Source organism: Caulobacter sp. SSI4214, from assembly GCF_012184455.1.
GTDB classification, from domain to species: domain Bacteria; phylum Pseudomonadota; class Alphaproteobacteria; order Caulobacterales; family Caulobacteraceae; genus Caulobacter; species Caulobacter vibrioides_E.
In genome coordinates this window covers 1-12,288 of the sequence record NZ_SZWJ01000115.1, presented here as the reverse complement: position 1 = coordinate 12,288, position 12,288 = coordinate 1, and the positions used below count along the sequence as shown (strand labels likewise).

17 protein-coding genes are annotated in these 12,288 nt (G+C 67.3%); 11 read left to right on the top strand and 6 right to left on the bottom strand.

Going from position 1 to position 12,288, the window contains the following annotated elements; all coding sequences use genetic code 11:
* Together FCU40_RS20935 and rdgB are read right to left on the bottom strand one after the other, a co-directional pair.
* Positions 1-429 (bottom strand): radical SAM protein (locus FCU40_RS20935; RefSeq protein WP_168077596.1); only part of this gene is annotated, 429 nt, incomplete at its 3' end.
* On the bottom strand, positions 422-1,024 hold the full coding sequence (rdgB, locus tag FCU40_RS20930; protein WP_168077595.1) for an RdgB/HAM1 family non-canonical purine NTP pyrophosphatase: 603 nt from the start codon (positions 1,022-1,024) through the stop codon (positions 422-424). The genes rdgB and FCU40_RS20935, both read right to left, overlap by 8 nt.
* Positions 1,025-1,049: 25 nt before the next feature.
* Here rdgB and FCU40_RS20925 point away from each other — a divergent pair, with 25 nt between their 5' ends.
* The 4 genes from FCU40_RS20925 (at position 1,050) to FCU40_RS20910 (ending at position 2,812) form a co-directional block, all read left to right on the top strand.
* Positions 1,050-1,655: a glutathione S-transferase N-terminal domain-containing protein gene (locus tag FCU40_RS20925; RefSeq protein WP_168077594.1), complete on the top strand. Its 606-nt coding sequence runs from the start codon at positions 1,050-1,052 to the stop codon at positions 1,653-1,655.
* Between the two features lie 158 nt (positions 1,656-1,813).
* The gene (locus tag FCU40_RS20920) at positions 1,814-1,930 is read left to right on the top strand and encodes a hypothetical protein (protein WP_004615975.1); all 117 of its coding nucleotides are present in this window, start codon (positions 1,814-1,816) and stop codon (positions 1,928-1,930) included.
* 95 nt (positions 1,931-2,025) lie between these two features.
* Positions 2,026-2,559 (top strand): DUF2975 domain-containing protein, encoded by a 534-nt coding sequence (locus FCU40_RS20915; RefSeq protein WP_004615973.1) that lies wholly within the window; start codon positions 2,026-2,028, stop codon positions 2,557-2,559.
* A gap of 16 nt (positions 2,560-2,575) precedes the next feature.
* The gene (locus FCU40_RS20910; protein WP_004615972.1) at positions 2,576-2,812 is read left to right on the top strand and encodes a helix-turn-helix transcriptional regulator; all 237 of its coding nucleotides are present in this window, start codon (positions 2,576-2,578) and stop codon (positions 2,810-2,812) included.
* A 159-nt stretch (positions 2,813-2,971) separates the two neighbouring features.
* Here FCU40_RS20910 and FCU40_RS20905 read toward each other — a convergent pair whose 3' ends face one another.
* The 3 genes from FCU40_RS20905 to rph all read right to left on the bottom strand — a co-directional run bounded on the left by FCU40_RS20905 (position 2,972) and on the right by rph (position 5,578).
* On the bottom strand, positions 2,972-3,763 hold the full coding sequence (locus FCU40_RS20905; protein WP_004615971.1) for a TIGR02281 family clan AA aspartic protease: 792 nt from the start codon (positions 3,761-3,763) through the stop codon (positions 2,972-2,974).
* A 50-nt stretch (positions 3,764-3,813) separates the two neighbouring features.
* Positions 3,814-4,791 (bottom strand): S1C family serine protease, encoded by a 978-nt coding sequence (locus FCU40_RS20900; protein ID WP_004615969.1) that lies wholly within the window; start codon positions 4,789-4,791, stop codon positions 3,814-3,816.
* Positions 4,792-4,861: 70 nt separating this feature from the next.
* Positions 4,862-5,578, bottom strand: coding sequence for a ribonuclease PH (gene rph / locus FCU40_RS20895; RefSeq protein ID WP_004615967.1), 717 nt, complete (start codon positions 5,576-5,578; stop codon positions 4,862-4,864).
* A 128-nt stretch (positions 5,579-5,706) separates the two neighbouring features.
* Between rph and hrcA the strand changes: the two genes are divergently transcribed.
* The 4 genes from hrcA to FCU40_RS20875 all read left to right on the top strand — a co-directional run bounded on the left by hrcA (position 5,707) and on the right by FCU40_RS20875 (position 10,765).
* Positions 5,707-6,783 (top strand): heat-inducible transcriptional repressor HrcA, encoded by a 1,077-nt coding sequence (gene hrcA, locus FCU40_RS20890; protein ID WP_168077593.1) that lies wholly within the window; start codon positions 5,707-5,709, stop codon positions 6,781-6,783.
* Positions 6,784-6,795: 12 nt separating this feature from the next.
* Complete coding sequence (gene grpE, locus FCU40_RS20885) at positions 6,796-7,422, top strand: nucleotide exchange factor GrpE (RefSeq protein ID WP_168077591.1); 627 nt, start codon at positions 6,796-6,798, stop codon at positions 7,420-7,422.
* A 216-nt stretch (positions 7,423-7,638) separates the two neighbouring features.
* Entirely contained in the window at positions 7,639-8,757 is a 1,119-nt protein-coding gene (dnaN, locus tag FCU40_RS20880; protein ID WP_004615958.1) for a DNA polymerase III subunit beta, read from the top strand.
* A gap of 70 nt (positions 8,758-8,827) precedes the next feature.
* On the top strand, positions 8,828-10,765 hold the full coding sequence (locus FCU40_RS20875) for a S9 family peptidase (RefSeq protein ID WP_168077589.1): 1,938 nt from the start codon (positions 8,828-8,830) through the stop codon (positions 10,763-10,765).
* Here FCU40_RS20875 and FCU40_RS20870 read toward each other — a convergent pair whose 3' ends face one another.
* The gene (locus tag FCU40_RS20870) at positions 10,766-11,233 is read right to left on the bottom strand and encodes a GNAT family N-acetyltransferase (protein ID WP_004615954.1); all 468 of its coding nucleotides are present in this window, start codon (positions 11,231-11,233) and stop codon (positions 10,766-10,768) included.
* 95 nt (positions 11,234-11,328) lie between these two features.
* Between FCU40_RS20870 and FCU40_RS20865 the strand changes: the two genes are divergently transcribed.
* The 3 genes from FCU40_RS20865 to FCU40_RS20855 all read left to right on the top strand — a co-directional run.
* On the top strand, positions 11,329-11,616 hold the full coding sequence (locus tag FCU40_RS20865; RefSeq protein WP_081612862.1) for a metalloregulator ArsR/SmtB family transcription factor: 288 nt from the start codon (positions 11,329-11,331) through the stop codon (positions 11,614-11,616).
* 79 nt (positions 11,617-11,695) lie between these two features.
* Entirely contained in the window at positions 11,696-12,067 is a 372-nt protein-coding gene (locus FCU40_RS20860) for a VOC family protein (protein ID WP_168077587.1), read from the top strand.
* A gap of 43 nt (positions 12,068-12,110) precedes the next feature.
* The coding region (locus tag FCU40_RS20855; RefSeq protein WP_168077585.1) for an AAA family ATPase at positions 12,111-12,288 on the top strand (178 nt) is incomplete at its 3' end.

Sequence of the window (12,288 nt, the reverse complement as noted above, 5' to 3'; positions counted from 1 at the left end):
GATATCCTTCAGCGCGGCGTCGTCGAGGGCCTGGACGCCGAGGGACAGGCGCTGGACCCCGGCCTCGGCCAGGGCGGCGAAGCGGCCGGCCTCGGCGTCGGTCGGATTGGCCTCCAGGCTGATCTCCAGGTCCTCGGCGGGCGACCACAGGCGCTTGGCCGTGTCGATCACGCGCGCGACCTGGGCGGGATCCATCAGCGACGGCGTGCCGCCGCCGAGGAAGATCGACAGCAGGCGGCGCTCGCCGGTCAGGGCGCGCTGGGCGACCAGATCGGCGACGATGGCGTCGGCCAGGGCCGCCTGCTCGTCGGTCCTGCCCCGGTCGCGGACGACGTTGAAGTCGCAATAGGGGCAGATGCGCGCGCAATAGGGCCAGTGGACGTAGACACCGAGGTCGTCCCGAGGGGCGTCCTTGGGAGCGTCAGTCAAACAACGCGGCTTTCAGTTTGGCGAAGGCGCGGGCGCGGTGGCTCATCGCGTCCTTGGCCGACGGCTCCATCTCGCCGAAGGTGGTGTCGTGGCCCTCGGGAACGAAGATCGGATCGTAGCCGAAGCCGCACGTTCCGCGCCCGGGGAACGCCAGGGTTCCGTCGACGCGTCCCTCGACCACCACGGCCGGCCCGTTGGGCCAGGCGACGGCCAGGGCCGAGGTGAACCAGGCCGAATAGTCCTCGCTCCCCGTCGCCTCGATACGCTCGGCGACCTTGTCCATGGCCATGGCGAAGTCCTTGCCCGGACCGGCCCAGCGCGCCGAATAGATCCCCGGCGCGCCGTCCAGCGCCTTGACCGACAGGCCCGAGTCGTCGGCGATGGCCGGCAGGCCCGAAAGATCCGCCGCGTGGCGCGCCTTCAGCAGGGCGTTGCCGACGAAGGTGCTCTCGGTCTCTTCGGGCTCGGGCAGGCCCAGCTGTCCGGCCGTTACGATCTCGAAGCGGCCGTCCAGCAGGGCCGCGATCTCCGGGACCTTGCCAGGATTGTGCGTGGCGGCCACAAGCTTCGACCCGATCTCAAGCTTCAGCGCCATGTCTTCACTCCGGGAAAATCACCTGATGCGGCTCCTTTACTCGCCACTTTCACCCTTCGCGCGCAAGGTTCGCGTGCTGGCCATCGAAAAAGGGTTGTCGGACCGCTTCACGCTCGAGGTGGTCTCGCCGTTCCAGGACGAGTCGCTGCGGGCCCAGAACCCGCTGTGCAAGGTGCCGGCCCTGATCCTGGACGACGGCGAGGCGATCTATGATTCCGGCGTCATCACCGACTATGTGGATGGACTGGCCGCGCCGCGCCTGATCCCCGAGGCCCAGCCCGACCGCCGCCGGGCGCTGACCCTGGAAGCGGCGGCCGACGGGCTGGGCGACGCCTCGGTGATGATCGTTCGCGAGCGGATGCGGCCCGAGGCCGAACACCGTCAGGACCTTTTCGAGCGCCAGGGCCGCGCCGTCGCCGCGACGCTGAACCTCTTCGAAGCCGCTGTCGCCGAAGGCGCCCTCTCCTCGGACCGCTTCGCGATCGGCGAGATCGCCGTGGCCGTGCAGCTGGACTACCAGGATGCTCGCAAGGTCAGCGACTGGCGGGAGGGGCGGCCAGCCTTGGCCAACTGGTTCGAGCGGGTTTCCAAGCGCGCCTCGATGGTGGCGACGAGCGTGACTGTGACCTAAAGGCAACTCCGATTTGCCCACAGGCATCATTACCGGAGTTTAATATCGTTTTTCGATAATCGAGATTGGCGGAACCGGAATTGGCCCCTATCTGTTGATCCTGTGGATAGGGGCCGAATGGATCGACCCTGGCCACGCCTCTCGAGCTGGAAAACACGATGTCCGCCGCCCGCCTGTTCAGCATCGCCGACAAGGTCATCATGACCGCGATCACCGTCGCCCTGATCGTGGCGGTTCCGGTGTCGGCCGTGGCGTTCGTGGTGCAGACGCTTTAACGGCGGATCGCGTTTCCAGGGTCCCGGGGGCCGCTGTTTTTGACGCCTCCCGCGACGCGGGGCAAATTGCTTAGCGTCGCTGTCGGGGAGCAGCCATGCGCGCCTTGGGGCCTGGCTCGGTATCGAGTTTTCTGAAGATCATCCTCGACGTGATCTATGTCGGGCTGTGGATCTTCGTGAGCCTTCTGTCGCTGTTCACGCTGGTCGCCCTGCTGTTCAGCTTCAATCCCGAACTGCTGGCCCAGGTGTTGCCGATCAGCGACGCCGTGCAGGCCATCAGCCGCGACGGCCCGCTGTTCGCCGGCGCCCTGGCCGCCTGGGCGTTGCTGCTGGGCGGCTGGATGGTCATCGTCGAGCGGCTGCGCAAGATCTTCGCCACCCTGACCGCCGGCGACCCCTTCCATCCCGACAATGTCGTGCGTCTGCGTCTGATCGGCCTCGTCCTGGGCGGGCTGGAGATCGGCCGCTACGTCTTTTCGGGCATGGCGCGCTGGCTGGCGCCCAAGGCCAAGGTCATCGACGACAGCTTCACCCTGACCGCCTGGTTCTCGGTGCTGGTGGTCTTCGTCCTGGCCGAGGTGTTCCGCGAAGGCGCCCGCCTTCGCCGCGAAGCCGAACTCACGATCTGATCCGGAGTGCCGTCGAATGCCCGTCCGCGTGAACCTCGACCGCGTCTTGCTGGATCGTCGCATGTCGCTCACCGAGCTTTCCGACCGGGTGGGCGTGACCATCGCCAACCTCTCGATCCTCAAGACCGGCAAGGCCCGCGCGGTGCGGTTCTCGACCCTGGACGCGCTTTGCCGCGAACTGGGCTGTCAGCCGGGCGACCTGCTGACCTTCGAAAGCGGCCCGCCCGGCGGGCACGATGAAGACGAAGCCTAGAGCCTTTAGCCTGAAATCGGAATCGATTTCAGGCGTTAAAAAGACTCTAAATCAAATGTTTAGAGCGTGAGATAAGCTGAAACCGGTTCCCACTTTCAGCCTCACGCTCTAGGGATGCGTTAGGTTTAAGTGTGAGCGGTTAAACCGCTAGAACGCCCTCTAAAGCGCCCGTCCCTGGTCGTCCTCGCGCCACTTCAGCACCAGGGTGCGCCCGCGGAATTCGAACGCGTCCAAGCGTTTCAGGAAGCTCATCCCGAGCAGCGACTGGCTCATCGGGGTCTTGTTGACCATCAAAGGCACGTCCCGCAGCCGGATCGACCCGATCTCCAGGCTCTTGGCCGCGAAGACCGCGCCATAGCCCGTCCCGTTGGCGGTCTCGGCCTTGTAGGCGTAGTCCAGCTTGTCGACCGCCACGCCCAGCCGGCGGGCGTCGTCGGGGCTGAGCACGGTGTCGGTCGAGCCGGTGTCGACCGTGAACCGCACGCGCTGGCCGTTGACCAGGCCATCGACCACATAGGCGCCGTCGTCGCTCTGCGGGACCACGAGGGTGCGCTCGTCGACCTGGATCGGCGCGCCGATATTGAACGCCATCCGCAGCCGGCGCGGCGCGTCGGCCAACTCGGTCCGATAGGCGTAACCGAAGGCCAGCACCGCGAAGGCGGCCATCCAGATCACCGCGTGCTTCAGGTGACGGGTCAACGGCCGCCGCGCGGCGCGCAAAAGGCCGCCAGACACCAGCAGCACCAGCATCAGACGATAGACCAGCTCGACCTTGTCGTCCCCGCTCCGCAAGGCTTCCGGATAGGCGTGGGCCAGGGCGGCGATGAGCACCCCGACGGCGGCCAGGGCGCCCAGCCACAGCCAGAGACGGTCGCGCGGAGCGGCGGGCGTCGCGGCCGGCGGTGAGGGTGGGGCGTCCGGAAGATCCCAAGGGCCAGGTTTGTCGGTCATGCGATCCCGTCTAGAATGAGGATCGCCATCCTGGCAACTGGGGCGCGTCCTCAGTTCAGCCGCCGCTTCTTCAGCAGCGCGTTGCGGTCCATCGAGCGCACCTCCAGTTCGAAGGCGTCGCCTTCGCGCAGCACCTTCAGCGGCACGGTGACGCCGGCCTCGCCCAGGTCCCACAGGCGATCGTAGAATTCGGCCAGGTCCGACACCGCGTGGCCGTCGACCTCCAGGATCAGGTCGCCGGCGCGCAGCTCGGCGCGGGCGGCCGGGCCCTTGGGCGAGACGCCGACGATGACCACGTGGTTCTCCAGTTCCTGGGCGAAGACGCCCAGCCACGGACGGGGCGGGTGAGGAGTCTTGCCGCGCGCCAGGTCGTCGAGGATCGGCGGCAGCAGTTCGGCCGGCACGAACATGTTGATGGGCCTCGCCTCGCCCTGGGCGTCGCGGCCCTCCAGGCTGAGCGAACCCAGGCCCACCAAGTCGCCCTTGGGACCGATCAGGGCCGCGCCGCTCCAGTGCGGGTGAGCCGGCGCGGTGATCAGGGCCTCGTCCAGCTTGTATTCCCAATAGCCGGAGAAGGGGATGCGGGCCAGGATCTTGCCGGCCATGGCGTGGGCGCGGCCGCCGGCCCCGGCGACGACCACGGGGGCCCCGTCTTCCAGTCCGCGCGAATGGCCGATGGTCAGCACCGGCAGATCCAGCGGCTCGAGGGCCTGGACAAGGCCGAGGCCCGATCGAGCGTCCAGGCCCAGCACGTGGGCGGGCACGCGGCGGCCGTCGTTGCGGGTCAGGAAGACCTCTTCGGCCTCGGTGATCAGATAGGCCATCGTCAGAACGAGACCGCTGGGACCCACCACGACGCCGTTGCCGATGCGCTCGGTTCCCAGGATCTGGGCGGTGTAGGCGTCGGCCGGCGCGTGCGCCTCCAAGGCCACGACCGCGGCCAGCGCCTGGTCGAGGTCGAAGCGATAGGCCTCGGCCGATGGCCGCAGGCGCGCTTCGACTTCATAGCCTTTGAACGGGGTGGGCACGGCGGACTCCTCTAAAACCTCGTGGTTCAGGGAATCTGGGTCCGTTAGCCCATCCCGGCAAGGGGCGCGTCTACGCGCCGATGGCCTGGCGCTGCAGGACGAACAGCTCGTTGATGCCCTTTTCGGCCAGCCCGTACAGGGTCTCGAACTCGGCGCGGGTGAAGCCCCGCTTCTCGCCGGTGGCCTGGATCTCGACGATGTCGCCGGCCCCGGTCAGCACGAAGTTGCTGTCGGCCTCGGCGCTGGAGTCTTCTTCGTAGTCCAGATCCAGCACCGGCACGTTGTTGAACACGCCGCACGAGACGGCGGCCACCTGGCCCAGGATGGGATCGGTCTTCAGGACGCCCTCGTCGAGCAGGTAGCGGGTCGCCAGGCGCAGGGCCACCCAGGCGCCGGTGATCGAGGCGGTGCGGGTGCCGCCGTCGGCCTGGACGACGTCGCAGTCCAGCGTGATCTGGCGCTCGCCCAGAGCCTTCAGGTCGACCACGGCGCGCAGGGAGCGGCCGATCAGGCGCTGGATCTCCTGGGTGCGGCCGGTTTGCTTGCCGGCGGCGGCCTCGCGGCGGCCGCGCGTGTGGGTGGCGCGGGGGAGCATTCCGTACTCGGCGGTGACCCAGCCGGCGCCCTTGTTGCGCATCCAGCCCGGCACGCTCTCCTCGACCGTGGCGGTGACCAGCACCTTGGTGTGGCCAAAGCCGATCAGGCACGAGCCCTCGGCGTAGCGGTTGACGCCGGTTTCCAGCGTGACGGCGCGCAGCTGGTCGGGGGCGCGTTCGGACGGACGCATGGGGGAACTCCGGTCTATTTGAATGTGTTCGCCTGGCCGCTTATCCTATCGCCAGCCGCAGTTGAAAGAGGCCGACCGCTTTTGTTCGCCGACCGGGTCCAAAACGACACGCTCTGGAGAGGCCGCCCATGACGCACCTGTTCACAGGGCCGATCGTGCCCGCGCCGGGCCTGACCGAGCTGGACGCCCGGGCGCGCGACATCTTCCGCCGCGTCGTCGAGTCGTACCTGGAGACCGGCGAGCCGGTGGGCTCGCGCACCATCTCCAAGGGCGGGGTGGCCCTATCGCCCGCCTCGATCCGCAACACCATGCAGGACCTGGCGCAGCTAGGCCTGCTGGACGCGCCGCACACCAGCGCCGGCCGGATGCCGACCCACGCGGGCCTGCGCATGTTCGTCGACGGCTTGCTGGAGGTCGGCGACCTGCCCGAGGACGACAAGCGGACCATCGAGGCGCGTCTGGCCGTCAAGGGCCGCTCGTTCGAGGAAGCCCTGGCCGAGGCCTCGTCCATCCTGTCGGGCCTGGCCGGCGGCGCCGGGATCGTGGTCACGCCAGTGCGCGAAGGCGGGGTCAAGCATGTCGAGTTCGTGCCCCTGGGCGGCGGTCAGGCCCTGGCGGTGATGGTGTTCGAGGACGGCCAGGTCGAGAACCGCCTGATGCGCCAGCCGCCGGGGGTGACGCCCTCGGCCTTGACCGAGGCCTCCAACTTCCTGAACGCCCGTCTGCGCGGTCGGACGCTGGCCGAGGCGCGGGTCGAGATGGACGGCGAACTGGCGGTGGCTCGCCGGCAACTGGACGAGGCCGCCGCCCGCCTGGTCGAGGAGGGCCTCGCCGCCTGGAGCGGGGGCGAGGGCGACGCGCGCTCGCTGATCGTTCGAGGACAGGCCAACCTGCTGGCCGACGCGCGCGCGCGCGAGGACATCGACCGGGTGCGCCAGCTGTTCGACGATCTCGAGCAGAAGGGACAGCTCATTGGCCTGCTCGACGACGTTCGCCAGGCCGAGGCGGTCCGCATCTTTATCGGGGCCGAAACGCGACTCTTTTCGCTTTCGGGTTCCTCGGTGATCGCGGCGCCCTATATGACGGGCCGTCAGAAGGTGCTGGGCGCGATCGGCGTGATCGGGCCAGCGCGATTGAACTATGCCCGAGTCATTCCGCTGGTGGACTACACCGCCCGGGTGCTCGGCCGCATGATGGATGGATAAGGACTTTACGAGATGACCGACGAGCAAACGCCGGCTGAAGACATGCCCTTCGAAACGGACGACGCCTCGCAGGAAATCGAGGCCCTGAAGCTTGAAGTGGCCCAGCTGAAGGAGCAGGCGCTCCGCTACGCCGCCGAGGCCGAGAACACCAAGCGCCGCGCCGAGCGCGAGATGAACGACGCGCGCGCCTACGCGATCCAGAAGTTCGCCCGTGACCTCTTGGGCGCGGCCGACAACCTCGCGCGCGCCACGGCCCACAGCCCCAAGGACTCGACCGACGCGGCGGTGAAGAACTTCATCATCGGCGTCGAGATGACCGAGAAGGAGCTGCAAGGCGCCTTCGAACGCAACGGCCTGAAGAAGATCGACCCCGCTCCGGGCGAGAAGTTCGATCCGCACCTGCATCAGGCCGTGACCGAACAGCCCTCGACCGAGGTGGCGGCCGGCGGCGTGATCTCGGTGCTGCAGGCCGGCTACGAGCTGATGGGCCGCCTGGTGCGTCCGGCCATGGTCGCCGTGGCGGCCAAGGGCTCGACCGGCCCGGCCGCGCCGGAGTCGTCCTCCGCCGGGTCGAACCCCTACGCCGGGGCTGGCGCGGACGGCGAAGGCTCGGGCGGGGCCTTCGACACCAAGGCCTGATGTTCCAGACCTTGGTCCTCGCCGCGCTGTCGGCGAGGACCAAGGCCATGGGCCGATCCGCCGGGTCCGTCGCGGAAGCCTAAAGGACGAAGGTCTAGCGCGGTTTTCGCGCCCCAGCCCCCTTTCCCCCTCCGCGCTTTACGATAATGTCGGCGGTCCATTCTTCACGGGGGTAGCGGGCGATTCTGCATCCGCCCGCACGATCTGGACCGGACTATGAAGCTTACCATTGAACGGGCGGCGCTTCTGAAGGCGCTGGGGCATGTGCAGAGCGTGGTCGAGCGCCGCAACACCATCCCGATCCTGTCCAACATCCTGCTGTCGGCCGACCGCGATCAGTTGTCGTTCTCGGCCACCGACCTGGACATGGAGATCATCGACGAGGGCCTGGCCCAGATCGACGTGCCCGGCCAGATCACCGCCCCGGCCCATACGCTTTACGAAATCGTCCGCAAGCTGCCCGACGGCGCCGATGTCAGCCTGACCTTCAGCGGCGACGATCCGCGCCTGGTCATCCAGGCCGGGCGCTCGCGCTTCAACCTGCCGGTGCTGCCGGCTGGCGACTTCCCGGTGATGAGCAGCGACGGCCTGTCGAACCGCATCGCGGTCGACACCAACGAGCTGATGCGGCTGATCGACAAGACCCGTTTCGCGATCTCGACCGAAGAGACGCGCTACTATCTGAACGGCCTCTATATCCACACGGTCAACGAAGGCGGCGAGACCAAGCTGCGCGCCGTGGCCACCGACGGCCACCGCCTGGCCCTGGCCGAGATGCCGGCGCCGGAGGGCGCGGTCGGCCTGCCGGGCGTGATCGTGCCGCGCAAGACCATCGCCGAGGCCCGCCGCCTCATGGAATCGGCCGGCGAGACGGTCGACGTCCAGCTGTCGCCGCAGAAGGTCCGCTTCGAGTTCGGCCAGGCCGCTCTGACCTCAAAGGTCATCGACGGCGCCTTCCCGGACTATCTGCGCGTCATCCCGCGCGACAACGCCAAGATCCTGACGCTGGACAACGACCTGTTCGCCAAGGCCGTCGACCGCGTGGCCACCATCTCGGCCGAGAAAAGCCGGTCGGTGAAGCTGGCCATCGAGCCGGGCCGCATCACCCTGACCGTCCGCAACATGGAAGCCGGCCAGGCCGTGGAAGAGGTCGAGGTCGATTACGACGGCGAGCCCTTCGAGATCGGCTTCAACGCCCGCTACCTGCTGGACGTCTGCGGCCAGATCGCCGGGCCGCAGGCCGAGTTCCGCTTCGCCGACCCGGCTAGTCCGACCCTGGTGGTCGACCCGGTCGATCCGGGCGTCAAGTACGTGCTGATGCCGCTGCGGGTTTGACCGCGTCGTTGGGTTGAAGAACTAATGAGCGGGCGCCTTCGGGCGCCCGTTTCGCTTTCGGGGGTCCGACATGAAAAAGCTGCTCGCCGCCTCGGCCGCCATCCTGGCGTTGGCCGCCGCCGCGCCCGCGCCCGCGCCCGCCCAGACGGTCGAGCGCCGCGAGATCGGCAACCAGATCCTGGAGAACGTGCCGGTCGCGCCGGCTTCGATCCGTGAGGGGCTGGCCAAGTACCAGAACGCTCGCGCGGCGGGCTTCGACGACTGGGCCCAGAACGGCGGCATGATCATCACCACGCGCTTTGGCAACACCAATCAGCTGCACGTGGTGGCCGCGCCGGGCGCCGCCCGCGAGCAGATCACCTTCTATGACGAGCCGGTCGCCGAAGCCCACGCCCTGCCGAACGGCCAGATTCTGTTCGCCAAGGACACGGGCGGCGACGAGTGGTTCCAGCTGTTCCTGCGCTCGGCCGACGGCAAGACCGTCCAGCTGACCGAGCCGGGCACGCGCAACCAGTCGCCGGTCTGGACCAAGGACGGTTTGGTGCTGGTCTGGTCGCGGGCGGTCAAGGGTTCGGCCGACTTCGACGTCCTGATGCGCGACGCGTCCGGCGCGACAAAGGTGATCCACAAGGGTCAGGGTCAGGTTTCGCCCGTGGCGGTGTCGCCCGATGGCAAGACGGTGCTGTTGGCCCGCTACTTCTCGATCAACGAGACCAAGGTCTGGCTGCTGGACGTCGCGACCGGCAAGCTGACCGAACTCAATCCGTCAAAGACCAAGATCGCCTACAGCCGCGGGATCTTCACGCCGGACGGCAAGAGCCTTCTGATGCTGTCGGACGAAGGTTCGGACTTCACGCGCCTGGTGCAATTCGACCTGGCGACCGGCGGGAAGGTGATCCTTTCGGGCGAACGTCCTTGGGACATCGAGGATTTCTCCCTGTCCGACGATGGCCGCGTGCTGGCCTATGTCGTCAACGAGGACGGCTATTCGAAGCTGGTCGTGCAGGACTTCCGCACCCGCCGCGCCCTGCCTCAGCCGGCCTTGCCCGCCGGCGTGGTCTCGGGCCTGGCCTTCTCGCCGGACGGGTCGAAGCTGGGCTTCAGCCTGGCCACGCCGACGGCGGCCAGCGACGCCTGGAGCTGGGGGGTGATGGACGGCAAGCTGGAGCGCTGGACGGCCTCGGAGCTGGGGGGTCTTGATCCCAAGGCCCTGGCGACGCCGGAACTGGTCCGCTACCCGTCGTTCGACAAGCGCTCGATCCCGGCCTTTGTCTACAAGCCCAAGCTGGCCGCCGGCCAGAAGGCGCCGGTGATCATCGACATCCACGGCGGACCCGAGGGCCAGTCGCGCCCGACCTTCAACGCCTTCCACCAGCATTCGGTGGCGGAGCTCGGCGCGGCGGTGATCGTCACCAATGTTCGCGGCTCGACCGGCTACGGCAAGGCCTATCAGAACCTCGACAACGCCGAGAAGCGCGAGGACTCGGTCAAGGACATCGGCGCGCTGCTGGATTGGATCAAGACCCAGCCAGACCTCGATCCCAGCCGCGTCGTCGTCTACGGCCAGTCCTACGGCGGCTACATGTCGCTGGCCGTGATGACGCGCTATTCCGACCGCATGGCCGGCGGGATCGAGCGCTACGGCATCAGCAACTTCGTCTCGTTCCTCCAGAACACCGAGGCCTATCGCCGCGACCTGCGACGGGCCGAATATGGCGACGAACGCGACCCGAAGATGTTGAAAGCCTTCGAGACCATCTCGCCGATGAACAATGTGGGCAACATCACCAAGCCGATGCTGGTCATGCAGGGCTGGAACGATCCGCGCGTGCCCAAGTCGGAGTCGGACCAGGTGGTCGCCAAGCTGCGCGCCCAGGGCGTCGAGACCTGGTACGTGCAGTTCAAGGACGAGGGCCACGGCTTCCTGAAGAAGGCCAACAACGATCGCCGCCGCGAGGTCGAGACCCAGTTTTTACAGAAGGTGCTGGGGTTGCCGACGGGGAAATAGTCAATCCGCCGACGTCAGGTCTTTCGACATGTGGATGGCGATTCCGCCGTTCAGCGCTTCCTCGCGGTCGACGCGATAGCCGAGGGCGGCGTAGAGACGGATGTTCTTCTCGAAGCGCTGGTTTGTATAGAGGCGGACGCCAACGAGGCCGGCTTCGACGGCCAAGCCTTCGGCATGTTTCAGCAGTCGCACGCCCAGGCCCTTGCCCTGATGGGCTGGCGAGACGGCGACATTCACGATCAACAATCGGTTCCCACTGGGCGTCGTCTCGATCAAGGCGACCACCTCGCCATTGATCTCCAGTAGGTCGAAGCGGTGGTTCTTCAGAGCCTCGCCGTAGTCGACCGTCATGGGCAACGGCGGGCGGCCGATCAGCGCCGCCCACGGCGCATAGGCCGCCTGGACGAGGTTCGCGATTGGGATCGCATCCTCTGACAGCGCGGCCCGTAAGTCAGCCAGTCGGTTCATCTTGCCCTGTTCCCAAAGTCGCAGCCTGAAGCCATGAAATAGACCGTCAAGCGCTGCTGTTGCCTTGGTCCGACCCGTTCATCATACTTAGCCATATGGCTGACAACGCCGTTTCCCTCGACGACACCTTCTTGGCGCTGGCCGATCCGACGCGGCGGGCGATCCTGAGCCGTCTGGGTCAAGGGCCGGCCAGCGTCGGCGAGCTGGCCGCGCCGTTCGACATGGCCCTGACCTCGTTCATGAAGCACTTGAAGGTTCTGGAGCGGGCCGGCTGGATCACCAGCGCGAAGTCCGGCCGCGTGCGCACCTGCGCGATCGTCACCGACCGTTTCGCCGATGTCGGCGCTTGGGTTTACAGCCATCGGGCCCTATTCGAGCCCTGATGCGGCTGACGCAAGGGTCCTATTGCCAACACTCATAAGGCCGCTAAGGTCCGTTTCGTATAAAAACGGGAGGTGGCCCATGGCCAAGCTGAACTATTTGACGGTCGGTTCCAACGACCTGGAGAAGGCCAAGGCCTTCTATGACGGCCTCTTGGGCTCGATCGGCATGAAGCCGCTGTTCGAGCATCCGTCCGGCGGCCGCCTCTATCGCGGCAATGGCTCCATGTTCGGGGTGCTTGGCCCGCACGACGGCAATCCGGCCTGCATCGGCAACGGCATGATGGGCGGCTTCGCGTTCGACACCGTCGAGGAGGTCGACGCCTTCCACGCCAAGGCCCTGGAGCTGGGCGCGAAGTGCGAGGGCCCGCCCGGCGAGCGGATGCCCAAGGCCTATTTCGCCTATTTCCGCGATCTCGATGGCAACAAGCTGTGTGGCTATAAGGTCGGCTGATACGGCCATGGCGTCGGCCGGCGACACCGCTTAAGAAGCCTCAATGGCGTCGGCCGCACTGCTTTCCCTGACCCTGACGGACTTTCGCTCCTACGAGCGGGCGCGCCTCGAGACGGAGGGGCGCAGCGTCTATCTGTTCGGCGCCAACGGGGCGGGCAAGACCAACCTTCTCGAGGCGATCAGCCTGCTGACGCCCGGAAAGGGCCTGCGCGGCGCCAGCA